At 71.2% G+C, this 25,695-nt stretch carries 19 protein-coding genes; 9 read left to right on the top strand and 10 right to left on the bottom strand.

The window, feature by feature from the left end; all coding sequences use genetic code 11:
- Positions 1-6: 6 nt before the first annotated feature.
- The 4 genes from H4W81_RS14795 to H4W81_RS14780 all read right to left on the bottom strand — a co-directional run bounded on the left by H4W81_RS14795 (position 7) and on the right by H4W81_RS14780 (position 5,499).
- On the bottom strand, positions 7-3,267 hold the full coding sequence (locus tag H4W81_RS14795) for a LamG-like jellyroll fold domain-containing protein (protein WP_192775337.1): 3,261 nt from the start codon (positions 3,265-3,267) through the stop codon (positions 7-9).
- 335 nt (positions 3,268-3,602) lie between these two features.
- Positions 3,603-4,085, bottom strand: coding sequence for a hypothetical protein (locus H4W81_RS14790; RefSeq protein ID WP_192775336.1), 483 nt, complete (start codon positions 4,083-4,085; stop codon positions 3,603-3,605).
- Between the two features lie 68 nt (positions 4,086-4,153).
- Positions 4,154-4,555 carry a DUF6640 family protein gene (locus tag H4W81_RS14785; protein ID WP_192775335.1) on the bottom strand — a complete coding sequence of 134 codons (402 nt, stop codon included), beginning with the start codon at positions 4,553-4,555 and terminating at the stop codon, positions 4,154-4,156.
- A 20-nt stretch (positions 4,556-4,575) separates the two neighbouring features.
- The gene (locus tag H4W81_RS14780) at positions 4,576-5,499 is read right to left on the bottom strand and encodes an NADP-dependent oxidoreductase (protein ID WP_192775334.1); all 924 of its coding nucleotides are present in this window, start codon (positions 5,497-5,499) and stop codon (positions 4,576-4,578) included.
- 110 nt (positions 5,500-5,609) lie between these two features.
- Between H4W81_RS14780 and H4W81_RS49315 the strand changes: the two genes are divergently transcribed.
- Positions 5,610-6,878, top strand: a complete 1,269-nt coding sequence (locus tag H4W81_RS49315; RefSeq protein ID WP_192775333.1) for a helix-turn-helix transcriptional regulator — start codon at positions 5,610-5,612, stop codon at positions 6,876-6,878.
- A gap of 195 nt (positions 6,879-7,073) precedes the next feature.
- Here the strand turns inward: H4W81_RS49315 and H4W81_RS14770 are convergent, their stop codons facing one another.
- Together H4W81_RS14770 and H4W81_RS14765 are read right to left on the bottom strand one after the other, a co-directional pair.
- Positions 7,074-8,513, bottom strand: a complete 1,440-nt coding sequence (locus H4W81_RS14770) for an N-acetylmuramoyl-L-alanine amidase (protein WP_192775332.1) — start codon at positions 8,511-8,513, stop codon at positions 7,074-7,076.
- Between the two features lie 35 nt (positions 8,514-8,548).
- Complete coding sequence (locus H4W81_RS14765) at positions 8,549-9,583, bottom strand: M23 family metallopeptidase (protein ID WP_192775331.1); 1,035 nt, start codon at positions 9,581-9,583, stop codon at positions 8,549-8,551.
- 192 nt (positions 9,584-9,775) lie between these two features.
- Here H4W81_RS14765 and H4W81_RS14760 point away from each other — a divergent pair, with 192 nt between their 5' ends.
- Positions 9,776-12,673 carry an AfsR/SARP family transcriptional regulator gene (locus tag H4W81_RS14760; protein ID WP_192775330.1) on the top strand — a complete coding sequence of 966 codons (2,898 nt, stop codon included), beginning with the start codon at positions 9,776-9,778 and terminating at the stop codon, positions 12,671-12,673.
- 93 nt (positions 12,674-12,766) lie between these two features.
- On the opposite strand, the gene H4W81_RS14755 is transcribed toward H4W81_RS14760, so the two are convergent.
- Positions 12,767-13,459, bottom strand: a complete 693-nt coding sequence (locus tag H4W81_RS14755) for a VOC family protein (protein WP_318781746.1) — start codon at positions 13,457-13,459, stop codon at positions 12,767-12,769.
- Positions 13,460-13,578: 119 nt separating this feature from the next.
- Here H4W81_RS14755 and H4W81_RS14750 point away from each other — a divergent pair, with 119 nt between their 5' ends.
- From H4W81_RS14750 to H4W81_RS14740, 3 genes are read left to right on the top strand one after another with little or no spacing between them, the layout of a single operon-like run.
- Positions 13,579-14,643, top strand: a complete 1,065-nt coding sequence (locus H4W81_RS14750; RefSeq protein ID WP_192775329.1) for a YbfB/YjiJ family MFS transporter — start codon at positions 13,579-13,581, stop codon at positions 14,641-14,643.
- 2 nt (positions 14,644-14,645) lie between these two features.
- A complete protein-coding gene (locus tag H4W81_RS14745; protein WP_318781745.1) occupies positions 14,646-14,912 on the top strand; it encodes a helix-turn-helix domain-containing protein in 267 nt (88 codons plus the stop codon).
- Between the two features lie 50 nt (positions 14,913-14,962).
- Positions 14,963-16,129, top strand: a complete 1,167-nt coding sequence (locus H4W81_RS14740) for a glycoside hydrolase family 1 protein (RefSeq protein ID WP_192775327.1) — start codon at positions 14,963-14,965, stop codon at positions 16,127-16,129.
- Here the strand turns inward: H4W81_RS14740 and H4W81_RS14735 are convergent.
- Entirely contained in the window at positions 16,126-18,309 is a 2,184-nt protein-coding gene (locus H4W81_RS14735; protein WP_192775326.1) for a glycoside hydrolase family 3 C-terminal domain-containing protein, read from the bottom strand. The genes H4W81_RS14740 and H4W81_RS14735 overlap by 4 nt on opposite strands.
- Positions 18,290-18,916, bottom strand: coding sequence for a TetR/AcrR family transcriptional regulator (locus H4W81_RS49310; protein WP_318781744.1), 627 nt, complete (start codon positions 18,914-18,916; stop codon positions 18,290-18,292). Before H4W81_RS49310 ends, H4W81_RS14735 begins: the two co-directional genes overlap by 20 nt.
- 122 nt (positions 18,917-19,038) lie before the next feature.
- On the opposite strand from H4W81_RS49310, the gene H4W81_RS14725 reads away from it, so the two are divergent.
- Genes H4W81_RS14725 through H4W81_RS14710 form a run of 4 tightly spaced genes read left to right on the top strand, consistent with a single transcriptional unit; the run spans position 19,039 to position 24,054 of the window.
- Positions 19,039-20,556, top strand: coding sequence for an ABC transporter substrate-binding protein (locus H4W81_RS14725; RefSeq protein ID WP_192775325.1), 1,518 nt, complete (start codon positions 19,039-19,041; stop codon positions 20,554-20,556).
- 2 nt (positions 20,557-20,558) lie between these two features.
- On the top strand, positions 20,559-21,500 hold the full coding sequence (locus H4W81_RS14720) for an ABC transporter permease (RefSeq protein WP_192775324.1): 942 nt from the start codon (positions 20,559-20,561) through the stop codon (positions 21,498-21,500).
- The gene (locus tag H4W81_RS14715; protein WP_318781743.1) at positions 21,497-23,212 is read left to right on the top strand and encodes a dipeptide/oligopeptide/nickel ABC transporter permease/ATP-binding protein; all 1,716 of its coding nucleotides are present in this window, start codon (positions 21,497-21,499) and stop codon (positions 23,210-23,212) included. The genes H4W81_RS14720 and H4W81_RS14715 overlap by 4 nt, the downstream gene beginning before the upstream one ends.
- Positions 23,209-24,054: an ATP-binding cassette domain-containing protein gene (locus H4W81_RS14710; protein ID WP_318781742.1), complete on the top strand. Its 846-nt coding sequence runs from the start codon at positions 23,209-23,211 to the stop codon at positions 24,052-24,054. Before H4W81_RS14715 ends, H4W81_RS14710 begins: the two co-directional genes overlap by 4 nt.
- On the opposite strand, the gene H4W81_RS14705 is transcribed toward H4W81_RS14710, so the two are convergent.
- Complete coding sequence (locus H4W81_RS14705) at positions 24,003-25,661, bottom strand: family 20 glycosylhydrolase (protein ID WP_192775322.1); 1,659 nt, start codon at positions 25,659-25,661, stop codon at positions 24,003-24,005. The two genes, H4W81_RS14710 and H4W81_RS14705, sit on opposite strands and share 52 nt — an antisense overlap.
- Positions 25,662-25,695 lie beyond the last annotated feature (34 nt).

Genomic DNA, 25,695 nt, shown 5'->3' with positions numbered 1-25,695 from the left:
CGGGAGTTACTGGGCGGCTAGCTGGGCGATGTGCTCGGCGCTCAAGACGCCGTCATACGTGCGGACGTCGTCCACCGTCCCCGGCCAGAAGCCGGTGAAGGCGCCCGCGGTCTTGGTTCGGCCCAGTTGCAGCGGGCCGGTGGCGTTCCATGCGCTCAGGTGGTCGGTGACGGTGGTGGTGGACAGGCGGCCGTTGACGTAGACGCGGAGCTGACCGGCCAGCGGGTCGTACACGCCGGCGATGTGGGTCCATTCGAGTGGGTTCGGGATGGCGTCGGAGCGGGTGCGGACGAGAGCGGCGGTGTCGGTGTCGGCGGCGGCCATGCCGAGGGTCCACCGCTGCTGTTCCTTGTCGAAGCCGAGCTGGAATCCGGCGGCCCTGGTGCCCGGCTGGGCCACGGCCGCCGTGTCACGGGTGGGCAGGTAGTCGAGCTGGGTCCACGCGGCCACGGTGAACCCGGTCCTGGTGTTGACCACGGGTGCGGTCGTCTGGGCGTAGCCGTTGACGCCGTCGAGCGCGAGCGCCCCGTCCAGCCATCCCGAGGTCCACGAGGCGGCTCCGGACAGCGTCGCGGCCGTCGCGCGGCCCGAGGCGTCGGCCGCCGACAAGCCGGACTCCTCATCCAGCTTCCAGTGGCCGACCAGCGTGGCAGCGCTGTTGACCAGGTCGGCGATCTCGTCGGCGAACATGGCGCGGCTGTAGACCCGCACCTCGTCGACGTCTCCGGGCCAGTGCTCCGCAGCCGCCCCGTTGACCTTCCCGCGGCCGATCGTCAGGGGGCCTGGGGCGTTCCACGGCGGCGTGACGGCGACCGCGGCCTCCAGCCTGCCGTTCACGTAGAGCGACATCTGGCCCGCCGCCGAGTCGTAGACGCCGGCCAGGTGGGTCCACTCGTTCAGCCTCGGCGCGGCGGCGGACAGGGCGCGCACCGCCGGCGCGCCGTCCGCGTCCGAGCCCGCCACGGTCAGCGCCCAGCGGTCGTTGGCCTTGGCGTACTGCAGCGAGAACGCGCCCGTCCTGCCGCCCTCCTGGGTGACGGCGGTGGCGGAGGCCGTCGTGCCGGTCAGGCGGGCCCAGGCGCTGACGGTGAAGTTGCGGCTGGTGTCGATGACGGGGCCCGAGGTCTGGGCGTAGGCGCTGGCCAGTTTGAGTGCCGCGCCGGTCTTGCCGGAGGTCCAAGCCGCGCCGTACAGCGTCGCGGGGTGGGCGTTCACGGTGTCGGCCGCCTGGGTGCCCTGGCCCTCGTCCAGCGTCCAGTGACCGCTCGGGCCCTGGCCCGCGTTGACGTTGAAGACGTAGGTGCGGATCGGGCCGAGTTGGCCCGCGCGGTCCTTGCTGCGTACCGACAGCACGTTGGGGCCGTCGTGGCGCGGTGTCAGCGCGATCGTGGCGCTGCCGTCCGGGCCGGGCGCGACCTCCGTCGCGGGCGTGGAGTCGAGGCCCCAGACGTAGGCGGCGACGTCGGCGACGCCGTTCGGGGCGAACCTGAACGTGCCGGGGAGACCGACCCCGTCGCTCCAGCCGTTCTCCGTGTACTGGGGCGAGGAGATCTCCGGCTCCCTGCCGGGGGCCGTGGTGTCCACGGTGGCCTCGCAATACGGGCTCCACGCACTGGTGGCCTTGCCGTCCTCGGCGCGGACCCGCCAGCGGATCAGCGCGCCGTCGGCGTACAGGCTCACCGGGATCGTCGCGTAGAAGGCGGTGCCCGTCGATCCCATGGGCGTGAGGTGCTCACCCGTCTTCACCCCGGCGGCGTTGTACCACTCGAAGCGGCCCTGGACCGAGTTGTCGGTGTCCTTCAGCTTGGCCCACAACTTCGGTGCGGCGGTGCCGATGATCGGCCGTGCGTCACCGGAGACACAGGGGCCGCCCGGGTCCGACCAGGCGTCGGCCGCCAGCGGGTTGGTGGGCAGCGAGTTGTACTCGATGACCAGGCTCGGGTTGTTCTTGAACTTCTTCCAGGCGTACACGTCGGTCTCGCTGGTGGCGCGCAGGCCGATGGTGACGTTGGGCCACTTCTTGGCGGCGGCGTCCACGACCTGCGAGGTGACGTCGAACTCGACGCCGCCGGGCATGCAGGCCGAACCCCAGCCCTTGGCCACGTTCACCGTGGAGAGCAGCCTGACCCACGCGGGCTGCCTGTTCCAGGTGGTGCTGGAGCTGATGGGGTTGGTCGCCCAGGCCTCGACCTTGCGGGCACTGCACGAGTACGACCACGTCTCGTACGTGCGCAGCGTCGCCTTGATGATCTGCTTGCCGTGGATGGTCGAGCCGGTGTTCATCTGGAAGAACGAGCGGTTCGTCTGCGACTCGACGTGGCCCACCCTGGCGACGTCGCTGGAGTTGAGGTAGTTGGAGTTGGGCCAGTTGCTCCAGACGGCCGTCCAGGCGTTGCGCGCGGCCGAGAAGTACGGGTCCAGGTAGACGGGGAACCGGGTCTTCGGGTCCGTCATCATCTTCCTGTCGGGCTTGAGCCGCAACTGCTTGCCCGACAGCTCCACGCCCATCGGAGCCTCACGGGCCTCTGGGGAGCGGCCCTCCTTGAGCGCCTGCGGGCTCGTGATCCCCTCGGAGTCCCACATCTTCGGGGTGGGCGCGATGAAGATCGTGCCCTCGTTCCTGTCGACGGCCTCGAGGTTGCCTGCCTTGTCCGACTTCACCGACAGGCCGGAGACGGACAGTGGGAACGTCAGCTCCGTCATGCTCGCCGCGGCGGCTCGCGACTTGACCACCAGGAGGTGGGAGAAGCCGTCCACGTCCGCGGTGACCTGGAGGTCCACGCCCGGCATGACCTCGGCGTAGGTGGCGGTGTCGCCCTTCAGCGTGGGCGTGGGCAGCGTGCCCTGCCAGCCGAGTTCCAGGGACTTGGCGCCACGTGACAGCTTGGCCAGCGGGGCGGCGCCGCCGCCGGAGAACGTCAGCCCGACCGCCGCCGCGGCCGGGCCGACCGTGCCGTCGGGGTTGAGGCGGAGGGTGGTGTCGACGGGGACCCAGCTGCCGGACTGGCGTACGCGCACCGGGCGTACGTGCTGCTCCAGCGTGAGGGTGCCGTCCGGCTTGGCGAAGACCTGGCGGGTCTCCGTCCGCATCGACTCGATCTCGACCGGCCGACCGGTGCGACGGGCCGCCGCGACCGCGGACTCCTCGGTCTTCGGTTGCTCCTGGATGGTCGTCGGTGGCTCCGGCACACCGTCCGCCCTGGCGGACACCGCCGGAGAGATCGCTAAGATCAACGTCGCCGTGAGCAGCCCACGCAGTACCCGCATACGTCCTCGCCCAAGTTGAGCTGGGGTTACGCGCGGGACGGAGCACCCGCCCGGCGTCTCCACGATCTTCGATTGACGATCGGATTTTCACCCGGCCCCAACTGTCTGTCCAGGGTTTTGGTCATTCTGCTCAAAGGTTTCTTCAGGGGACGGATCCGTATGAAGATATTCGCCATTCCGTCGCACGCATGCGATCGACGGGTGGATCCGATCGTTGCCCGGACCCGCATGCCACGCCCATCAGCGGTGATGCCTGGTTGTTTCAGGAGGAGGCGGGGCTGGTATCTCAGACTCCTCCAGCAGACGGGCCGCCTCCCGGGCAATTGTCGACTCGTCTACGCGCGGGGGCGGGGGTTGCAGTACATCCATGCGCCCGGGTCGACGTCATGAGTGGTGCTTCCGGCCCAGAACACGCACGTCTCCAGGCGCGAGGCATCGCCGAGCCGCAGCACTCCTGCCGCGCGGACGTAGACGGGGCCCGCGTAGTACTTGAAGGAGCCTCGCTGGACGCTCCCCAGGCCGGGACCCGTCGCCGGCCTGCCGTCCACCGCCCGATGAAGCGAGGCGGTCACCGGGGTGGGCGTTCCGATGTCCTTCTTCTTCAGCGTGACGACGCAGTTGGTGTTCTTCTGCCTGTTCCACATGAGGTAGACCTCCGCGGTTCGGATGTCGACCCGCTTGACGAACGTGTACCCGCTTCCGCACACCGCTTGGGGCTTGTACGGGTTCGCACCCTGCGTGGAACCCGCCCTGGCCTGGGCCGGCGGGGTGAGCGTCACCGCCGCCACCGCCAACGCCCCCGCGACAACGCTCGTCATCTTCTTCACTCTGTGTCCTCTCGCGCCCTGATCGGCGTGGATCGATCGTTGTGGAAAGCAGGCCGGGTTCACCGCAGACGGCGGCGCTCCAGGGCGTATCCCGCGGCGTTGAGGCCGAGGATCGGCAGCACGAACAGCACGATCTGGTTCGCGGGAAGCCTCGGGGTTTCCGGGTCGTAGAAGTCGGCGTCAGGGTAGAGCGCCGCCGACGCCTGGGTGATCCAGTACAGCGAGGCCGCCGTCGTGGCGGCGAGCAGGCGGTCATGGGACAGCTCCCTGCGCCGCCACCACAGCGCGGCCAGCGTGGACAGTCCCAGCGCCGCTCCCATGCTCATGGTCTGCCCGTTGTGGAACTTGGCGTGCGGCGGCCAGTTGGGGTTGTGGATGTGGGTCTCGTTCCAGTCCGCCACGAACGGGCTGATCGCGGTGAACAGCGCGGTCGCGGTCAGGACGATCTTTCCTGCGCTCATCGGGTCTCTCCTTGGTGACGTCAGAACGTGACCACGACCTTGCCGCGGGTGTAGACACCCGCGACCAGGTCGGCCACCGCTTGAGGGGACCGGGCGAACGGGTATGTGGCGGCGACGTCGACCGCCAGCCGTCCTTCGGCCACTCGCGCGGCCTGCCGTGCCAGATCGCCGGATTCGGGGGTCATGTAGACGTACACAGGCGTGAGGTCGCCGATGACCTCAGGTCCGTAGAGTGTCGAGACCAGGCGCCCGCCCCGCCGTACGGCAGGAGCCGTGGCCGTCAGGGCGGCACCCGCGTTGACCAGGTCGATCACGGTGTCGAACCCCTCGTGGTGCAGCCGCAACGCCTCTTCGACGGTGTCGGTGCCGGTGTGGTCGATGGTCAGGTGCGCGCCGAGGTCGCGGGCGTAGTCGGTGTCAGCGGGCGCGGCCGTGGCGAACACCCTGGCGCCCTCCTGAGCGGCCAGCTGGACGACGAGCCCGCCGACTCCGCCGGTCGCACCGACGACCAGCACGTCGTGGTCCGGCTTCACCTCCGCGGCGGCGATGACGCACTCGGCTGTCATGGCGACCGTGATCAACGCCGCCCCCCGCACCGCGTCCAGGCCGCTCGGCAGGTGCACCAGCCCTGGCCCCACGGGGACGACCGCGTACTCGGCGAGGGTGCCGCGCCCGTAGACGGCCACGTCGTCGCCCACGGCGAACCCGGAGACCGCCTCGCCGACCGCCGTCACGATCCCCACGGCGTCCATGCCGAGCACGAACGGGTGCTGGACGGGGAACATCTCCTTCAGCTCCCCGGTGGCGAGCTTGGCGTCGAGCGGGTTGAGCGCCGCCGCCACCACCTTCACCAAGACCTCGCCGGGGCCGGGGGAAGGTGTCGGGACCTCGGCGACCGACAACTGATCAACAGGGGCATACGAGGATGCGATGAGTGCCTTCATGCCGCATAGCGTGGCCTGGCCGTTCGGCCGAGCGGCACCGGCCGTTCGAGCGGTTCCACCTAGCCCGAAGAGCGGCAGGCTCTGCGGCGGAGATCGCCTAGGGTGAGGCCATGGACGCTCGCCACCTGCTCACCTCGGTATTCACCGTGTTGTCGGCGCCGCCTGGTGAGATTCTGGCCCCACTGTCCCGGATGCTGGCCGACGTGGTGCCGCACCGGGCGCTGGCGATGCTCACCGGCGACTGCGCCCGCCACCCGATGCGGACGCACGGTCAGGCCGCGCTCACCGAGCGGATCACCAGCACCGAGCTGGCCAGGCTCGGCAGCCGGGTCGACGTCGGCGTCCCGTGGTTCGGCACCGCGCCGCTGGCGGGTGAGCCCAGGCAGGCGCTGGCGATCGCCGCCACCCCGCCGGACACGTCGGGCGCCCTGCTGGTGATCGTGACTGCGGACGCGCTCCCGCCGAGCGAAGCCGCTCGCGAACTGGCGCGGCGCTGGTGGGACCTGGTCAGCCTGCAGGTGGCCGAACGTGCCGCGAACCAGACGCCTTCCGCCTTCGCCAGCAACCGCTTCGTGGCGAGCGAGCGGACCAGAGCGATCGCCGAGCTCACCGAGGCCCACTCCGCCACTCTCACCTCGATCCTGGGGGCGCTGCGCAGCCCCGGCCTCGACGACGCCACCGCCCGCACGACGGCCACCGGCCTCGCGGTCGCCGCGCTGATCGACCTGCGGGCCGCCACCGATCTGGACCGCTCGCTCACCGAGGAGAGCGCGGGGGCGGCCTTCGACCGGCTGGCCGACAAGCTGCTGCCGCTGACCCGGTACAGCGAGGTGTCGCTCGAGCTCGCGGGGCCTCGGGAGCGGGAGCGGGCCGTACCCGCCGACGTCGCCAACGCCGCGCGGGCGGTGGTTCGCAGCGCCGTACTGACCATGCTCGACCAGGGCGGCATCGGCAGGATCAGGGCGGGCTGGGAGGCGGCGGACAGCGAGCTGCGCATCAGCGTCCGCGACGACGGGCCCGGAACGCTGGCCGCCGACACTTTCGTCCTGCACCGCTTGGCCGAGCTGGTCGACGCGCTGGGTGGCGAACTGACGATCGACGCGGTCCCCCAATGGGGCACCACGGTGACCGCCACGCTGCCCCTCACCCCGCTGGAAGGGCCGCGACCAGGACCTCTCGACACGCTCAACCCGCGCGAGCTGGAGGTCCTGCAGCAGCTCGCGCTCGGGCGGCGCAACCGGCAGATCGCCGAGCACCTGCACATCAGCGAGCACACGGTGAAGTTCCACGTGGCCAACATCCTGGAGAAGCTCGAGGTCGGCTCGCGCACGGAGGCGGCCGCGGTCGCGCACACCATGGGCCTGGCCCCCGTCGCCTGATCCGTTTCCGAGAAAGGGCCGGCCAGTGACCCCCGTCCGCGACTCATGATCCTCGTCGTCGTCGAGATTCACGACGCGCCTGGAGATCAGGAGACGCCGGAGAGCTGGCCGGGCGCCCAAGCGCGCGAGCGCCCGCCCTCCACGACGGGAGAGCGGGCGCACGTCCTGCGGATCAGTGCCGGTAGAGCGGCTGGCCTAGCCGCAGTGCTCGAAGGGGCTGTCGTAGACCGCCGAGCCTGCCTTGCCACCCCACTTGACGCACTTGTCGGCCGCGCTGGCGCGCACGGGACCCGCGTAGTACGCGAAGTTGCCCGAGTCGGTGACGCGCGTCCTGCCCTGCACCTCCAGATAGGCGCTGGTGGCGGTGGGCGTGCCGAGCGAGGTCCGCTTGATGGTGGCCACGCAGTTGTAGCCGTTGCCCGAGTTGTACAGCAGGTAGACGGTGCCCGCCGTGCCGAGTGCCGCCGAGTCGATCACCGTGTACCCGCTGCCGCACACCGACTCGGCGGTGTGCGGGTTGCCGCCGCTGCCGTTGGTGACGTACTGCATGTACTTGGTCCAGTCCCAGTGCGGGCCGGGGTCGGTGTGGTCGGCGCCGGGGACCTGGTGGTGTCCGACGATGTGGGTGCGGTCCTTGGGGATGCCGTACCTGTCGGCGATGTTGCGGGTCAGCGCCGCCGAGGCCCGGTACATGGTGTCGGTGAACCAGGAGGCGTTGTCGACGAAGCCCTCGTGCTCGATGCCGACCGAGCGCCTGTTGTAGTCGCCCGCGTGGAAGGCCCTGTCCTTCTCCCTCACCATCTGGGTGATGTCGCCGTCGGAGGAGCGCACGACGTAGTGCGCGGAGGTGGGGTTGGGCCTGGGTCCCGTCTGGAACCAGGAGATCGTCCCGGCGTAGGAACCCTGGGCCACGTGGATGACGATGCGGTCGATCGCGTCGCTGGTGGGACGGCTGGAGATCGCGTAGTTGCTGCTGTGTGCCGGCACCCAGTGGGCCGAGGGGTAGTCCACGGCGGCAGCCGCCGCGCTGGTGTTCAGGTCGCGCGCCCTGGCGTAGGCGCCGCGGTCGGGCTCGACGGCCTGCGGCCGCACGGTGACGCTCTCACCGGCCGGCGTGTCGGCGTCGACGCCCTCGGCCAGCAGGTCGTAGACGGTGTCGGCGTAGAGCCTGGCGACGTCGGGCGAGGCGGCGTTGCCGTACTTGGCCACCACGGGGTACCACTTCGCCGGGTCCTTGCGGGCCGTCGCGTCGAGGCCGAGGTCGTCGGCGTAGGCGCGAAGGACGGCCGCGCCGCCCACGATGTTGGCCGCGTCGTCGGTCTTCAGCGCGGAGAGCGGCTGGTTCGTCAGCGTGGCCGCGCGCTCCAACGTGTGCGCGGTGGGGTTGCTCACCAGGTGCATCACGCCGTAGCCGCCGCTCGCGCTGGGCTCGCCGTCGTGCCCGTCGAGATGGGTCTCGGCGAAGGCGAGCGTGACCAGCAGGTCGCGCGGCACCTCGTAGGTCGTGGCCGCGCGGGCGAACGCGTCGGTCATGGGATCAGCGGAGACGGCGCTGGCCGGCTGTCCCATCAGGAGGGAGAGGGGGATGAGCGAGCCGGCCAGCAGGGCAGCCGAACGGCGGAGTCGAGCCTTCACAGGTTCTCCTCGAAGGGTTGGGGGGTTCTCACGCGTCAGCCGCAGTGCTCGAAGGGGCTGTTGTAGACGGCGGAGCCAGCCTTGCCGCCCCACTTGACGCACTTGCCCGGCGCGCTGGCCTGTACGGGGCCGGCGAAGTAGGCGAAGTTGCCGCTGTCGGTGACACGGCTCTTGCCCTGCACCTCCAGATAGGCGGTGGTGGCGGTGGCCTTGCCGAGCGAGCTCTTCTTGATCGTGGCGACGCAGTTCTTGCCGGTGCCCACGCTGTAGAGCAGGTAGACGGTGCCCGCCGTGCCCAAAGCCGCGGAGTCGACGACCTTGTAGCCGCTGCCGCAGACCGACTGCGCGGTGTGCGGGTTGGCGCCGCCGCCTCCGCCGCCGCACTTGTTGTTCGACGTGAGGGTCTGGATCGGGTAGCCGAACGTGGCTCCGTTGAAGACGGCCTTGCGGATGGTGTCGGGGTAGCCCCCGCCCTGACGGACCTCGTAGTGCAGGTGGGGCGAGATGGCGTTGCCCGGTCTGCTGGTGTTGCCGACCGTGCCGATCTGCTGGCCCTGGGCGACGCGGGCGCCCGCGCTGACGGTGCGGTTCGTCAGGTGCGCGTAGAAGGTCGTCCAGCCGCCGCCGTGGTCGATCTTGACGAGGTTACCGAATCCGTTGAGCGAGCCCTGGTGGGAGGAGATGACCACCGTGCCGGCGGCGGCCGCGACGACGGCGTCTCCGCGGTCGGCGTCCGCCGTACCGCCCCTGTTGAAGTCGATCTCCCACGCCCTGTGGGCGCTGCTCCCGCTGTTCTTGCCGACCCAGGTCTGGCCACAGGGGAAGGGGAGCTGGAAGTCGGTGCTCGCCATGACCGTGGCCGATCGCTCGGCCACAGTGGCCTCGTTCGGCGGGTCGTTGTCCTCGCCGGCCGCGGGGGGCGGCGTGGCCGTAGAGCTCGGCTGCGCGGCCGTGGGGCTCGGAGTGGGACCGGCCGGTGGGTTCGCGGCGGCCGCGGCCGTCGCGCCGGTTAACCCGAGAAGGCCGGGTAGCAGGACCAACCCCGCTGTGAGCACCCCGTTGAGTCTCATGCGGATCCTTTCTGCGGCGCGAGAGACGAAGGCCCGGCTCGCGCCATGTGCTGTCCGGTGGTGCTGTCGAAAGGCTCTTGCTGGGGGTCAAGACTGCGAGGAATCCATACAAAGAACATCCGAAATCGGTATAAAGAGCTTCCAGTACGCACAGCAACCAGCGGCAAGCCTCCATTGAGGAGTACCTGCGTCATGGTGGTTGATCAGCCTGTCTTCAGCGTTCTCGGCTCTTTGCTGGTCCGGATGCCGGAGGGAACACTTCCCGTCGCGGGCACCAAGCCGCGAGTCCTGCTGGCCTCGCTGCTGCTCGACGCGAACCGGGTGGTCAGTTCGGATCTGCTCGTGGAGGTGCTGTGGCCACAGCGCCGTCCGCAGTCCGCGCTGGCCAACCTCCGTACCTACGTCAGCTCCTTGCGGGGAACCCTCGCCGCGGTCGGCGCGCAGATCCTGGCCAGGCCGTCCGGCTATGCGATCGAGCTGGGGGTCGAACAGCTCGACGCGCTGCTGTTCGAGAACCTGCTCGCCAAGGCGAGGGCGGCGGGCGGTGCCGAGGAGGCGTCCGAGCACCTGCGCAGGGCGCTCGCGCTCTGGCGGGGCACGCCGTTGGGCGACCTGCCGGCCAGCCCGTTGTGGGACGAAAGGCTGCTCTCGCTCACGGAGGCGCGGTTCGGCGCCACCGAGGAGCTGGCCGCCATGAGAATGGCGAGAGGGGAGTACGCGGCCGCGATCGGCCACCTGAGGGAGCTGGTCACGGTTCATCCCTTCAGGGAGGATCTCTGGCGGCAGCTGATGCTCGCCCTGCACGGCAGCGGACGGCAGGCCGAGGCGCTGCAGGCCTACAAGACGGTCAGGCGGCAACTGGTCGACGAGCTCGGCGTCGAGCCAGGGCCCGACCTGCGCATGGTGCACGCCGCGGTCCTCGCGGGAGAGTCACCGCCCGCCGTACCCGCGGCGAACGCTCTCCAGCAGTCACAGTCGAGCTCCGCACGAAGCGTCGTCGCGCCCCAGCAGCTCCCGCCGGACATCCTCGACTTCACGGGGAGAGCCGACGCCGTCGCCGCCCTGTCGCGGGCCCTGGCGGCGGCGGGGCGGCAGCCGGAGGGGCCGCCGACGATCGCGGTGGTCGTGGGGCCGCCGGGCGTGGGCAAGTCGGCGCTCGCCGTGCACTGCGCGCGGGCCGTACGGGCCGACTATCCCGCGGGGCAGCTCTACCTCAGCCTCGGCGGTACGGCCCCGGCTCCCGCCGACCCGGCCGAGCTCCTGGCGGAGGCGCTGCGCGCGCTCGGGATCGGTGACAAGGACCTGCCGCCCACGGCGCACGAACGTGCCGCCCTGTACCGCTCCTTACTGGCGGAACGCCCCATGCTCGTCTTCCTGGACGACGCCGCCGACGCGGCACAGGTGCGGACGCTGCTGCCCGGCAACGGTTGCGCGGTGCTCGTGACGAGCCGGCGGCGGATCACGGAGCTGCCCGGCGCGATGCAGCTGGACCTGGACGTTCTGTCACCCACCGAGGCCGAGGAGCTCCTGGAGAAGATCGTGGGCGTCGAACGGCTGCGAGAGGAGAGGGAGGCCGCCGCGACGATCGTGCGCCTGTGCGGCTATCTGCCGCTCGCCGTCAGGATCGCGGGAGCCAGGCTCGCGGGACGGCCCGGCTGGCCGCTGAGCGTGCTGCGGCAGCGGCTGGACGACGAGGCGAACCGGCTCGACGAGCTGAGAGCCGGCGACCTGGAGGTACGCGACTCCTACGACCGCACGTACCGGCAGCTGCCCGACGACGTGGCCACCGCCTACAGGACGCTGGGCCTGCTCGGCCCGCGACCCATGCCGGGCTGGGTGGTCGACGCGGTCCTGGACCGCCACAGGACCGAGACCGTGGTGGACGCCCTCGTGGATGTGAACCTCGTGCGGCTGGCGGGCACGGACGCCATCGGCCAGCTCCGCTACCAGCTGCACGATCTGGCCCGCTGCAACGCCAGGGAGAAGGCGGGCGGCGACGCCGAGCGTCACGCGCTGACCAGAGTGCTCGGCGCGTGGATGAGCGCCACGGAGCAGGCCTCGGCACGGCTGCCGACCACACTGTTCAGCCTGACGTCCGCGACGGCGCCCCGATGGGACCCCGCGGGAGACACCTTCGGACGCCTGACCGCCGACCCTCTCTCGTGGCTCGACGCCGAGCGGGAGTCGTTGGTCGGTGCCGTACGGCTGGCCGCCGACGCCGGGCTGACGCAGGCCTCGTGGGGCCTCGCCGCGGCGCTCGTCCCCTACTTCGACCTCCACTGCCGGTTCGAGGAGTGGCGACACACCCATCAGATCGCGCTGGAGTCCGCGCGCATGGCCGGGGACCTCAACGGTGAGGCCGCCATGCTCCGCGGCCTGGCCCAGGTGTGCCTGTACCAGGATCGGTACGCCGAGGCGGAGGAGATGCTCAGGCGATCACGCGCGATCTTCCACGAGCTGGGTGACAGGCGCGGCGAGGCCATCTCGATCTGCGGGCTGGGAGCGGCCAGCCAGTTCTCCGGCGACCGCCTCAAGGCGCTCGGCTACTTCAGGCAGGCGCTGTCCATGTTCCTCGCGATGGACGACACGAGCGGCGAGGCCTACGCGCGGCAGGCGATCGGACGCGTGTACCTGACCTTGCAGGATCTCGGCCAGGCCTCGAGGTGGCTGGGGCAGGCGCTCCGGCTGGCCGAGGAGCTCGGCGACGCCCATCGTGAAGGCAGCGTGTCCATGCAGCTGGGGCGCCTGTACGGCCTGGCCGCCGAATCCGACAGGGCGATGCGCGTGCACGAGCGCGCGCTCGGCATCTTCGAGACGCTCGGCGACAGGCACTGCGGGGCCTACGCCATGCAGAACCTCGGCGGCCTGCAGGCGGTCAACGGGGACCGGTCCCAAGGCTCCGACCAGCTGGAGCGGTCACTGGTGATCTTCCAGCAACTCGGCGACAGGAGCGGAGAGGCCGCCGCGTTCCAGACGCTCGGCGAGCTGTACCGGTCGGCGGGCCGCACCACTCTCGCCCGGCACTACCTGCACCACGCCCATACGCTGCGGCGAGACCTGCGAGAAGGCGCTGGCGTCGGCGCCGGTTGAGCGGGCCGAGTCCAGCTCAAAAGACGTCCTGGGCGTGGAAACCGTGGCGAGTGGACACGCGATCGGCCCCTGATCGGCCCGGGTGGTGACGGCTCAGTCCCTGCCCTGCCACGTCGTCACGCAGGCCTCGTTGCCCTCCGCGTCGGCCAGCACCCAGAAGGCGGGCGCGGCGGCGTCGGACAGCAACGTTCCGCCCGCGTCCAGCGCGGCCTTGATGCGCTGCGGGGCCTCGTCGTGCGGAACCGAGATGTCGAGGTGGATCCGGTTGCGCTGCGGTCGCGGCGCCTCCATCTGCTGGAACCAGATCGCCGGACCCTGACCGGCGGGATCGACGAGCGGGTCCTCGGCGCCCGACCTGCCCGCCTCGTCGCCGTATCCCATCACCGCCTTCCAGAACGGACGGATCGCGGCGATGTCGAGCGCGTCGATCGCGATCTCGACCAGTTGGACCGACCGCTGCCCCTGGCCGCCGACCTCGGCGTCGGTACGCAGCCCGAGCTCACTCACGGCCGCGGAGATCCGGTGGGCGAGCTCGATCTCGAACGGCGTCACCCAGGCGGTGGCCGGCGAGTGCAGGCTCAGGATCGCCCGGTCCCCGCGAAGGTCGATCGACAGACTGCCCTCGCCGTCGGCGCCGGCCGCGGCCACCGCGCGGGCGGCGACCGCGGCCGCCTGCGCCAGCGAGGCCACGGGTACCGAGGTGCGCACGACCCCCAGCACAAAGCGCCAGCTCAGGTCGGTGACGGCTGCGGAGATCTCCCGGCGACTCAGTCTCTTCTGGTTCACCCCCACATGATCGCAGAAAGACCGTGGCCGGATCCGAGGGACGGACGGCCGGAACCACGGCCATGGAAAGCGGCGTCCCCGGACTTGATGAGGGGTGACAGACGACGAAAGGAGAGATCATGACCGCGATCTCCGCCGAATGGCGGACGAGCCTGGTGCGGCAGACGCTCGTCGCGCTGGGCCTGGCCGCGGGACCGGTCGTGGCGCTCGGATTCACCCGCTTCGCCTACGCGCTGCTGCTGCCGCCCATGCACAGGGAACTGCACTGGAGCTACACCCAGGCAGGCGGCATGAACACCGCGAACGCCCTCGGATACCTTCTGGGCGCCGCGAGCGCGGCCTTCTGGGCGAGGAAGGGCGGTGGCCGGGCCGCGTTCCTGTGGAGCCTCGCCGTCAGCGGTGCCGCGCTGCTCGCGACGGCGGCGACCGCGGAACTGGCCGCCCTGCTCGTCCTGCGGTTCGCCGGCGGGTTCAGCACCGCGGTCGCCTTCGTCGTGGGCTCGGCGCTGGCCTCGCGCGTCGCCATCGGCGCCCCGCTGCGCCGTTCGGCCTCGCTCGTCGCCGTCTACATGGTCGGCGTGGGCATCGGTGTGATCATCTCGGGCCTGGTCGTTCCCGCCGCGCTGTCCTCGGGCGACGCGGGCTGGCGGACGGGCTGGCTGCTCATGGGCGTGCTGGCCGTGATCGCGCTCGTGCCCGCCTGGCTCGGCGCCAGGGCGGTGCCCGAGGCGAACGGGCCGCACGCGGCCACGCTGTCGGCCGCGCAGATCCGCCACCTTGGGCCGACGTTCGTCTGGTACGTCCTGTTCGGCGCGGGTTACGTCAGCTACATGACCTTCGTGATCGCGCTGCTGAGGTCGCAGGGGCTCGGCGCGTCGACGGCCGCGCTGTTCTTCGTCGTCCTCGGCGCGGCGTCGGTCGTCGCCACGCTCACCGTCTGGGGACATCTGTGCGGGCTCCTGCGCGCGGGGCACGCGCCCGCGCTCGTCGCGGCGCTGGTCTTCCTCGGCGTCCTTCCCGTCCTGCTCATGCCTCCCGGGCCGGGCGCCGCCCTCCTGTCCGCCGTCGTCTTCGGCGCCGGCTTCATGGCGGGGCCCACGGCCGCGACCGTGATCGCGCGGCGCATGCTGCCCGCGTCAGGCTGGACAGCGGGCATCAGGCGATGGCCGGCCGGGCGGGGGTGAGCGTGCGCCAGCTGACCAGGCTCTTCCGCCAGGAGCTCGGCACCACTCCCGCGCGCTACGTCGAGCGGGCCCGCATGGAGCGGGCGAAGAACCTCCTGGAGACGGGTGACCAGCCGCTCGACGTGGTCGCCCGCCGGTCGGGTTTCGGCTCGCCCGAGACGATGCGCAGGGCCTTCGCCCGCGAGCTGGGCGTGCCTCCCGCGGCCTACCGCGCCCGGTTCAGAAGCACGGGCGACGGCTGCCCGTCCTGGCGATCGGGCAAAAACTAACCACGTGGTAGATTTTTGTCGTCATATCGCCAGGAAGAAGGGCAGGCGGGATGGAACGCTCATTCCCGGAAGGGTTCCTGTGGGGAGCGGCGGGAAGCGCTCACCAGACCGAGGGGAACAACGTCGCCAGCGACCTGTGGGCGCTGGAGAACCGTCCCGGCACGTTCATCGCCGAGCGCAGCGCGGACGCCTGTGACAGCTACCACCGCTGGGCCGAGGATCTCGACATCGTGCGGGAGCTGGGCTTCAACTCCTACCGGTTCAGCATCGAGTGGGCGCGGGTCGAGCCGGTGGAGGAGCGGTTCTCCCGCGCCGCCTTGGCGCACTATCGCCGGGTGATCGACGGCTGTCTGGAACGCGGCATCACGCCGGTGGTCACCCTGCACCATTTCACCAGCCCGCTGTGGTTCCAGCAGGACGGCGGCTGGCTGTCGGGCGCGGCCGTGGCGCGATTCCGGCGTTACGTGCGCGCTGTGGCGCCGATCCTCGGCGGCGTGGAGTGGGTGTGCACCATCAACGAGCCCAACCTGCTGGCCATGGTGGCCAACCTGATGCGGAAGGACACGCGCACCGAGGGCGTCGCCGGCGCCATGCCGCCGCCCGACGAGGACCTGGCGGACGCTCTCGCGGCCGCGCACCTCGCCGCCCGCGAGGAGCTGGCGGGGCTGAAGTCCGGCTGGACGATCGCCAACCAGAACTTCGAGGCGGCCGGCGGCGCCCAGGCCGCGAGCGACGCGTGGGCCTGGCCGCGCGAGGACCGGTTCCTCGAGGTGGCCAAGGACGACGACTTCATCGGGGTGCAGGCCTACACCCGGGTCCGCGTCGGCGAGGACGGCGCGCTCCCCGTGCCAGAGGGCGCCCACCGTACGCTCACCGGCTGGGAGTTCTACCCCGCGGCCCTCGGCAACGCCGTGCGCTACACGGCGGCGCGGCTGCCGGGCGTGCCGATCCTCGTGACCGAGAACGGCATCGCCACGGCCGAGGACACCGAGCGTGTCGAGTACACCCGCGGCGCCCTGGCCGGCCTGCGGGAGGCGATGGCCGAGGGCGCCGACGTCCGCGGCTACCTGCACTGGTCGCTGCTGGACAACTACGAGTGGGGCTCCTACACGCCCACCTTCGGGCTGGTCTCGGTGGACAGGGAGACCTTCCGGCGCACCGTCAAGCCGAGCGCGCGCTGGCTGGGCGAGATCGCCCGCACCGGACGGCTCGGCTAGCCGTCCTCGCCCCGGACGGCGGCGACGAGCCGGTCCACCACCTCGGAGGTGAGGCCGATGCCGAAGGTGCTGAACTTGGCCAGCGGGATGCCGAGCGCCAGCCGGAACAGGGCAGGGTCGGCCCGCTCGACGCCGGGAGCGCCCTGGAGCAGCTGCTTCAGGGCGCGGCCGCCCTCGGGATGGTCGAGCCATTCGCCCAGCGTGGACATCCGGTCGAGCGGAGCCGTGTAGCCGTCGCCCCGGCAGGTCAGCTCGGCCCGCAGCCGGCTGTCGCGCGAGGAGGCGCCGACCTCGACCGTGAACGGCCCGGCGTCGACCTTCCACGCCTTGCGGGACACCGACCACTGGGCGAGGTCCCTGCCGGTGAGGGTGAACCGGACGCGTTCGCCGGCTCCCGGCTCCAGGCCGACCTTGGCGAAGCCGCGCAGTTCGTGGCGAGGACGCGAAGGGCGCTCCTCGTCGAAGGCCACGTACAGCTGGACGACCTCGTGCGCGAAGCGCTCACCCGTGTTGGTGACGGTGACCTCGACGCTCCACTCGTCGGCCCCCGTCTCCCTGGCCTCCAGGTCGGAGTAGGTGAACCGCGAGTAGGTCAGGCCGTGGCCGAAGGGGTAGGCGACGTCGGCGTCCAGCGTGTCGTAGTGGCGGTAGCCGACGTAGCGGCCCTCGCCGTAACGGACGTGCCCGTCGCCGCCGGGGAAGTGCAGGTGCGAGGGGACGTCGGCGAGGCGGTTGGGGATCGTCTCGGCGAGGCGGCCCGACGGGCTGTGCGTGCCGAGCAGCAGGTCGGCGAGGGCGGCGCCGCCCGCCTGGCCGAGCAGCCAGCCCTCCAGGATCGCCGAGGCGTGGTCCTGCCATTCGGCCACCGACACGACGCCGCCGTTGGCCAGCACGACGACCACCTTCGGGCAGACCCCGGCCACCTTCCGCAGGAGGGAGACCTGGACGGCGGGCAGCTCGATGGTGGTGCGGTCGAAGCCCTCCGACTCGGCGGCCTCGGGCAGGCCGAGGAAGACCAGCATCACCTCCGCCTCGGCCGCGGCCGCCACCGCCTCGAGCGCGAGGTCGTCGTCTGGCTGCCCGTCCAGCCGGTAGCCCGCGGCGAACGGCGGCCGGCCGAGGGCCTCCCACGCGCTGTCGAGCCGCGTGGGCACCACGTGCGAGCTGCCGCCGCCCTGGTAGCGGGGGGTGCGGGCGAGCTCGCCGACGACGGCGATCCGCTGGCCGGAGCGCAGCGGCAGGACGTCGTCGTCGTTCTTCAGCAGGACGGCGGAGGCGCGGGCCGCTTCGCGGGCGAGCTCGTGGTGGGCGTCGACGTCCCAGCCGGTGAACGTGGCCCTGCCCTCGACCCGCCGGACGAGGCCGAGCAGGCGTTCGGCCGCGCGGTCGAGCACCGCCTCGGGCAGGCGGCCCGAGCGCACGGCCGCGACGATCTCCTCGTCGGTCCCGGTCGGCGGCATCTCCAGGTCGAGGCCCGCCTCGAGCGCCGCGACGCGGTCGTTGACGGCGCCCCAGTCCGACATGACCGGCCCGTCGAAGCCCCACTCCTCGCGCAGCACCTCGGTCAGCAGCCAGCGGTTCTGGCTCGCGTGGACACCGTTGATCCGGTTGTAGGAGCACATGACCGTGTACGGCTTCGCCTCGCGCACGATCCGCTCGAAGGCGGGCAGGTAGATCTCGCGCAGGGTCTGCTCGTCCACGTCCGCGCTGACGCGCATGCGGTCGGTCTCCTGGTTGTTGACCGCGAAGTGCTTGACGCACGCCCCGACGCCCAGGGACTGGATGCCGGTGACGACGGCCGCGCCCATCACGCCGGTGAGGTGCGGGTCCTCGGAGAAGTACTCGAAGGTGCGCCCGCACAAGGGAGAGCGCTTGATGTTCACGCCCGGGCCGAGCACCACGTCCACCCCGAGGGCGCACGCCTCGCGGGCCAGCGCCGCGCCCACCCGGTGGGCGAGCCGCGGATCCCACGAGGAGCCGAGCGCGACGGCAGGCGGGAAGCAGGTGGCGGGAACGCTGTCGCCGAGGCCGAGGGCGTCTGCGCTCTCGGCCTGCCTGCGCAGGCCGTGCGGTCCGTCGGACAGCGTGAGCGCGGGCACTCTGTCGCCGACGGGCGTGGTGTGCCAGGTGTCGCTCCCCGAGGTGAGCGAGGCCTTCTCCTCAAGGGTGAGATCGGTCATCAGGTTCCAGGTCCAATCCGAGCTGGGTGAGAAAGGCGACGACGGACGCGCGCATGTCGACCTGTTCGGGGTCGAGCAGCCACTGGGTCTGCAGGCCGTCGACCAGGGCGAGGAGCTGCTGGGCGACGGCGTGCGGATCGTGCTTGATCGGCGGCGTGGCGCGGTCGAACAGGATGGACAGCAGCCAGGCCGTCCGCTTGCGCAGGCGGCGGTAGCGCTGGACGAAGTAGTCGTGCGCGGGATGGGCCGGGTCGCTCGCCTCGCCCGAGACCTTCACGAACAGGCCGACCAGCCCGGGCGTCCCCATGTTGAGGGTGATCTGGTCGAGGTGCCGCGACAGCAGCTCCTCGGGCTCGAGGTCGGACTCCGACGACCCGGCCTGCTCGGCCGCGACCGCCTCGCGGCGGGCGAGCACCTGGATGAGCAGGTCGTCCTTGCCGGGGAAGTGATGGAGCAGCCCCGCGTGGGTCATGCCCGCGTGCGCGGCGATGTCGCGCAGGGACACGGCGTAGAAACCCGAGCGGGAGAACAGCTCCATGGCTGAGTCGAGGATGCGTGAGCGGGTGCGCTCGCCCTTGGTCCCTTGACGGGGAATCGGTGCGTTCACCGACCAGCCTTTCTGCGATCTGAATGCCTGATGACGGCGAGACTAGCGTGGCCCGCACTAAATCTACCACGTGGTTAGTTTTGCCTGTATGCTCGCCGAAAATCTGAGACGGAGTGAGCGTCATGAAGAGATCCGCCGCGCTTATCGCCATGCTGGCCGCGGCCACCGTGCTCGCGGGCTGTTCGGGCACGGACAGCGCCCCGCCCGCCCGGGCCCTGAACATCGCGACCATGACCCTGCCGCAGAGCCTCGACCCCAACGACGCCAACGGCAGCGCCCTGCCGTTCTTCCAGGCCGTCTACGACACGCTCGTCAAACGCGAGCCCGATGGCCGCTACAGCCCGATGCTGGCCTCGGAGTGGAAGTTCAGCGACGACCAGACCGAACTCGCCCTCACCCTGCGCGCCGACGTGAAGTTCGACGACGGCACCCCCTTCACCGCGCAGGCCGTGAAGGCGAACATGGAGCGCTTCCGCAAGGGTGGCGGCGCCCAGGCCAAGACGCTCGACGACGTGAAGGCCATCGAGGTGGTCGACGACACGCACGTGACGCTGAAGCTGTCGCAGCCCAACTCCGCGATGCTCTATTACCTGAGCGACGCGGCCGGACTCATGGCCAACCCCGCGGACTTCGCCAAGGGTGAGGCGCTGAAGACCAGGCCCAACGGAACCGGGCCCTACGAGCTGGACCAGAGCCAGACCGTCATCGGGACCAAGTGGGTCTTCAACCGCGCCAAGGGCTACTGGGGCGCCAAGCTGCCCTACGACACGATCACCATCAGCTACTTCGACAACGAGACCGCGATCGTGAACGGCGTCAAGACCGGCCAGGTCAACGCCGCGCTCATCCAGGAGGCCGACCAGCAGATCAGCGTCGAGGGCCACCCGAACGTCAAGACGACCAAGCAGGACTTCGACTTCCAGGGCATCCTGCTCTTCGACCGGGCCGGCGCCGTCACGCCCGAGCTGGGCGACCCCCGCGTGCGCCAGGCGCTCAACCACGCCATCGACCGCGAGACGATGCTGGCCAAGATCCGCCAGGGCCGTGGCACGGTCACCAGCCAGGTCTTCGGGCCTGCCACCTCCGCCTACAAGCCCGAGCTCGACACCTACTACACCTTCGACCAGAACAAGGCGCGCGACCTGCTCAAGGCGGCGGGCCACGCCGACGGCTTCACCCTCAAGCTGCCGCGCATCCCCGCGATCGTCTCCGAGGCGCTGGCCGCCTCCCTGCAGACCGACCTCGCCGCCGTCGGCGTGAAGCTGGTCTGGGACGACGTCGACCAGGGATCGGCCGTCCAGCGCATCTTCAGGGACCGCGCCTTCTCCGGCATGGTCATGAACATGGGCCAGTCCTCGACCGACTGGGTCGTCGTCGGCGAGCTGGTCCTGCCCGGGGCGTTCAACATGTTCGGCTACACCGACGACACCGTGAAGAGACTGCTGCCCACGATCCAGAGCAAGCCGGCCGCGGCCGCGAAGGCGGACCTCCAGGCGCTCAACGAGCACCTCGTCAAGGACGGCTGGTTCCTGCCCTTCTACCGGATGACCTACCTCCACGTCTCCGATGGCACCGTGACCATCGCCCCCCAGGACGGCATGGCCGTGCCCTCCATCTACAACTACGCGCCCGCCGGCTGATCATGCTGAGCTTCATCCTGCGCAGGATCGCGGCGGGGGTGGCCCTGCTGTTCGTGATCTCCTTGCTCTCCTACACCCTGCTGTCGATCCCCCACATCGACGTGGGGCGGCAGCTCCTCGGCCAGGGCGCGCCCCAGGACCTCGTCGACGCGAAGAACGCGGCGCTCGGCCTGGACCGCCCGGCCATGGTGCAGTACCTCGACTGGCTGGCCAACGCCGTGCGCGGCGACTTCGGCACGTCCTGGTTCACCAGCGAGAACGTGCTCAGGGCCATCGCCAACCGGCTGCCCGTCACCCTCAGCCTGATGATCGGCGTCACCCTGGTCACCGCCGTACTGTCGTTCCTGCTCGGGGTGTGGGCAGGGGTGCGGCGCGGCGCCGTCGACCGGTTCGTCCAGGTCTTCGCCGTGGTGGGCTACGCCCTGCCCGGCTTCCTGGTCACGCTGGTCATCGTCCTGGTCTTCGCCGTACGGCTGGGCTGGTTCCCCGCCATCGGGTACGTGGGGCCGAGCCAGTCGTTCACCGGGTGGCTGTCCACGGTGACGCTGCCGATCGTCTCACTGTCCGTCGGCTCCATCGCGGGAGTCGCGCAGCAGGTCCGAGGGTCGGTGATCGACGTCATGCGGCAGGACTACGTGCGCACCCTGCGCGCGCGGGGCCTGCCGCCGTGGCGGATCGTCTTCGTCCACGTCGTCCGCAACGCCTCGGCCCCCGCGCTGGCCGTGCTCGGCATGCAGTTCGTCGGCCTGCTCGGCGGCGCCGTCCTCGTGGAGCAGATCTTCGGGTTGCCCGGGATCGGCAGCATGACCGTCACCTACACCACCCGCGGCGACATCCCCATCATCATGGCGCTGGTCATGTTCAGCGTGATCGGCGTGATCCTGATCAACCTGGTCGTCGACGTCCTGATCGGGTGGCTCAATCCGAAGGCGAGGATCGCGTGAGGCTGCTCAGGCACCCACTGGGACTGATCTCGGCCCTCCTGCTGGCCGCCGTCGTCCTGGCCGTGCTGCTCGCCCCCGTGCTCAGCGCGCACGCGCCCGGCGTGTCCAGCCTGCGCCACGCCTTCGAGGGCCCGGCCGACGGGCATCCGCTCGGCTTCGACTCCGCGGGCCGCGACATCCTGTCCAGACTCCTGTACGGCGGGCGGAACACGCTCGGCGGCGCGCTGATCGCCCTCGCGGTGGCCCTGGCGCTGGGCGTGCCCAGCGGTCTGCTGGCGGGCTACTACGGCGGTTGGTTCGACTCCTCCGCCAGCTGGGTGGTCAACCTGGTGATGGCCCTGCCCGCGATGGTGGTGCTGCTCGCCTCGCGCGCCATCCTGGGCTCCACCGTGTGGGTCCTCATGGTCGTCCTGGGCTTCCTCGTGGCGCCCAGCTTCTTCAGGCTGGTGCGCGGCATCGTCTCCAACGTGCGCAAGGAGCTCTACGTCGACGCCGCCAAGGTCTCCGGCCTGAGCGACGCCCGCATCGTCTCCCGCCACGTGCTCACCGTCGTGCGCGCCCCGATCATCATCCAGGTGGCGCTCGTCGCGGGGATCGCGATCAGCCTGCAGGCGGGGCTCGAATTCCTCGGCATCGGCAGCGGCGACTCCCCGACCTGGGGCGCCATGCTGAACGAGGCGTTCAAGAACATCCAGCGGGAGCCGCTGCTGATGCTCTGGCCTGGACTCGCGCTCGGCCTCACCAGCGGCGCGCTGGTCCTGCTCGCCGCGGCGCTGCGCGACGTCCTCGAAGACCGCGGCACGGCTCCGGCGGCGCCGCGCGTCGCCCCTGCGGTCGCCTCTGCCGCTTCGGTCGCCTCCCCGGCGTTCGAGGCGTCTGCGCCGGCGGGCACGGCGGAGCAAGGGGAGCCCGGGGAGCCGGGGGAGCGCGCCCACCTGCTGTCCGTGCGGGACCTGGCGGTCTCCTATCCGGGGACCGGCGAGGTGGTGCACGGCGTCGACCTCGACGTACGCGCTGGAGAGGTCGTCGGCCTGGTCGGCGAGTCGGGCTCGGGCAAGACGCAGACCGCCTTCTCGATCCTCGGCATCCTGCCCGAGACGGGACGCGTCTCGCGCGGCAGCATCACCATCGAGGGACAGGAGATCGTCGGCCTGCCCGAGCGCGCGCATCGCACGCTCAGGGGCAGCCTCGTCGGCTACGTGCCGCAGGAGCCGATGAGCAACCTCGACCCTGCCTTCACGATCGGCGGCCAGCTGGTCGAGCCGATCCGCTACAAGCTGGGCCTGCGCAGGGCCGCGGCCACCCGCCGGGCGCTCGAACTGCTGCGCCTGGTCGAGATCGCCGATCCCCGCCGCGTCTTCGACGCCTACCCGCACGAGATCTCCGGCGGCATGGCGCAGCGCGTCCTCATCGCGGGCGCCATGTCGTGCGAGCCGAAGCTGCTCATCGCCGACGAGCCCACCACCGCGCTCGACGTCAGGGTCCAGGCGGAGGTTCTCGGCCTGCTGCGCAGGCTGCAGCGGGAGAACGAGCTCGGTGTCCTGCTCGTCACGCACAACCTCGGCGTGGTCGCCGACCTGTGCGACAGGGTGGCCGTGATGCGGGACGGCCGCATCGTCGAGACCGGGACGGCCGAGCAGGTCCTGAGCACGCCCAGGGATCCCTACACGCGCGAGCTGCTCGGCGCGGTCCTGCCTCTGGAGGTCAAGTGAACGCCCTGCTCACTGTCGAAGACCTGCGGGTCTCCTTTCCCGGAAGGGGGTGGGGCGTCCGGCGCGTCGAGGTCCTGCGCGGTGTGAGCCTGAACATTCGTCCGGGCGAGACCCTCGGGCTGGTCGGTGAGTCGGGGTCGGGCAAGACCACGATCGGCAGGGCGATCCTGGGGCTCGTCCCGGTCCAGTCGGGGGCCATCACCTTCGCGGGGGAGCGCCTCGACCGGGTGAAGCCCAGGCGCAGGCGCGAGCTCGGTCGCGACCTCCAGGTCATCTTCCAGGACCCCTACACCTCGCTGAACCCGTCGAGGACGATCGGCGACACTCTCTCCGAACCGCTCCTCGGCCAGGGCCACACCGCGCGCGAGGCGCGTCAGCGGGTCGGCCGGCTGCTCGACCGGGTGAAGCTGCCCGCCGACGCCGCCAAGCGGCTGCCAAGGGAGTTCTCCGGCGGCCAGCGCCAGCGCGTGGCGATCGCCCGCGCCCTGGCGATCGACCCCAAGCTCATCGTGTGCGACGAACCGGTCTCGGCGCTCGACCTCACCACCCAGAAGACCGTCCTGGACCTCCTGCTGGAGATCCAGGAGCAGACGGGGGTCGCCTACCTGTTCGTCTCCCACGACCTGGCCGTGGTGCGCTTCGTGAGCCACCGCGTCGCGGTCGTCCACCGCGGCGAGATCGTGGAGAGCGGCGCGGCGGCCGACGTGACGGGCGCGCCGCGCCACCCCTACACGCGAGCGCTGCTGCTGGCCGCGCCGGTGGCCGACGTCGCCGAGCAGCGCGCCCGCCGTCAGGCGTTCGAGCTGGAGTACGGCGGCGCGAACAGCTCCGCCGAGCGGTAGTAGCCGTCCCAGCCCAGCCGGTCCCACCACGAGGCGTGGGCGCTCACCCTGTCGCGGTAGTCCGCCCACTCCGTGGCCTGGGGCGTCCACGCCTTCTCGGCGATTCCCGGCAGCCGGGGAAGCAGCAGGAAAGCGAGATCGTCGAAGGAGGTGACGCTCTCGCACCAGACGGCCGCCTCCACCCCGGCCAGCCGGGCTCCCTCGGGGATCTCCGGCAGCTCGGCCGGGCGCCAGCCGAACAGCTCCCTGCTGGTGCGCGGCGTGTAGGCGGGCATGCCCACCTCGGTACGGCGGGCCGTCTGGTCGGCTCGCGTGGAGTCCTCGGCGTAGCGGCGGTCGAGGTAGAGCACGCTGCTCGGCGAGGCGAGCACGGAGGTGCCCGCGGCGACGGCCCGCGGCGCGTCTTTCCCGGCGTGCTCGAAGGACTCCGCCGCGATGTCGATGAGCGGGTGGTACTCGACGGGAGCGGTCCTGCGCGCCTTCTCCGGGTCGAAGGCGTCACCGTCGCCGACCCAGCACTGCGCCACATCCGACGGCTGGAGCGCGCCCGACCTGGCCGCCTCCTGCCACGCGACCACCCGCTTGCCGGTGGCCCTGGCCAGCTCCAGCGACCGTGCCACGAACGCGGCGTACAGCTCGGGCGGCATCCCGAACGCCTCGTCGCCGCCGATGTGCAGGAACGCCCCCTGGGTGAGCCCGGCCACCTCGGCGAGCACGTCGGCGGTGAAACCCTGCGTCGCCTCGGACCTGGGATCGAGGTAGCGCAGCAGTTCGTGCGCCGGCTCGTCGGCGCCCGCGAGCTCGGGGTAGGCGCGGACGGCCGCCTGCGCGTGGCCCGGCAGGTCGATCTCGGGAACCACGGTGACGAAGCGCGCTGCCGCGTAGGCGACGATCTCGCGGTAGTCGTCATGGGTGTAGAACTGGCGGCCCTCGCCGTTGCGTGAGCCTTCGCCGCCCGGCCAGTTCCGCGGGTCGGTCAGCTCAGGCCTGCCGGTGATCTCCAGCCGCCAGGCCTGGCTGTCGGTGAGGTGCAGGTGCAGCACGTTGAACTTGTACAGAGCCAGGAGATCGACGACCTTCTTGACCTGGTCGACGGGGAAGAACCGGCGCACCACGTCGAGCGACAGGCCCCGCCAGCGCAGGGCGGGGCCGTCGAGGACGCGCACGCGGGGAACGGCGAGGCCGGGCTCCTCCCGCCTCGCCAGCTGCGCGAACGTCGTCGCCCCGCGGAACAGGCCCGCCGCCGAGGCGGCCGTCACCGTGGCCGCGTCGTCGCCGACGGCCAGCTCGTAGCGCTCGCGTGCCTCGTCCCGTTCGGGTCGCGCGCCCTCGTCTCGGTGGTCCAGCGGGTCGACGCCGCGCGCCGTGACCAGCTCCGCGTCGTCCGGTCCTGCGGGGCCGAGCACGAGGAGCAGGTCTGCCGTGCCCGTGACCTCGACCGTCGGCTTCACGTCGTGCAGGAGGGACAGGACGCCTGCGACGACCTCGCCGAGCCCGAGCAGCTCGCCGGACGGCACGCCGATCCGCGGTCGCGGGCCCATCCTGAGCGCGGTGGCCGAGGGGGTGATTCGCTGCGGGAGGGGGACGAGGGGAAGGGTCGGCGACATGGCGCTCCCTGCGTGACGGGATGGGCGGACCCTC

The organism is Nonomuraea africana (genome assembly GCF_014873535.1).
GTDB lineage: Bacteria > Actinomycetota > Actinomycetes > Streptosporangiales > Streptosporangiaceae > Nonomuraea > Nonomuraea africana.
Note: the sequence above shows the minus strand (reverse complement) of the source record. Positions and strands in the feature narration are given on the sequence as shown.

Coding starts and splice junctions, on each gene's coding strand:
- H4W81_RS14795 (WP_192775337.1), bottom strand. CDS start 3,267: ATGCGGGTACTGCGTGGGCTGCTCACGGCGACGTTGATCTTAGCGATC.
- H4W81_RS14790 (WP_192775336.1), bottom strand. CDS start 4,085: ATGACGAGCGTTGTCGCGGGGGCGTTGGCGGTGGCGGCGGTGACGCTC.
- H4W81_RS14785 (WP_192775335.1), bottom strand. CDS start 4,555: ATGAGCGCAGGAAAGATCGTCCTGACCGCGACCGCGCTGTTCACCGCG.
- H4W81_RS14780 (WP_192775334.1), bottom strand. CDS start 5,499: ATGAAGGCACTCATCGCATCCTCGTATGCCCCTGTTGATCAGTTGTCG.
- H4W81_RS49315 (WP_192775333.1), top strand. CDS start 5,610: ATGGACGCTCGCCACCTGCTCACCTCGGTATTCACCGTGTTGTCGGCG.
- H4W81_RS14765 (WP_192775331.1), bottom strand. CDS start 9,583: ATGAGACTCAACGGGGTGCTCACAGCGGGGTTGGTCCTGCTACCCGGC.
- H4W81_RS14760 (WP_192775330.1), top strand. CDS start 9,776: ATGGTGGTTGATCAGCCTGTCTTCAGCGTTCTCGGCTCTTTGCTGGTC.
- H4W81_RS14750 (WP_192775329.1), top strand. CDS start 13,579: ATGACCGCGATCTCCGCCGAATGGCGGACGAGCCTGGTGCGGCAGACG.
- H4W81_RS14740 (WP_192775327.1), top strand. CDS start 14,963: ATGGAACGCTCATTCCCGGAAGGGTTCCTGTGGGGAGCGGCGGGAAGC.
- H4W81_RS14735 (WP_192775326.1), bottom strand. CDS start 18,309: ATGACCGATCTCACCCTTGAGGAGAAGGCCTCGCTCACCTCGGGGAGC.
- H4W81_RS14725 (WP_192775325.1), top strand. CDS start 19,039: ATGAAGAGATCCGCCGCGCTTATCGCCATGCTGGCCGCGGCCACCGTG.
- H4W81_RS14720 (WP_192775324.1), top strand. CDS start 20,559: ATGCTGAGCTTCATCCTGCGCAGGATCGCGGCGGGGGTGGCCCTGCTG.
- H4W81_RS14705 (WP_192775322.1), bottom strand. CDS start 25,661: ATGTCGCCGACCCTTCCCCTCGTCCCCCTCCCGCAGCGAATCACCCCC.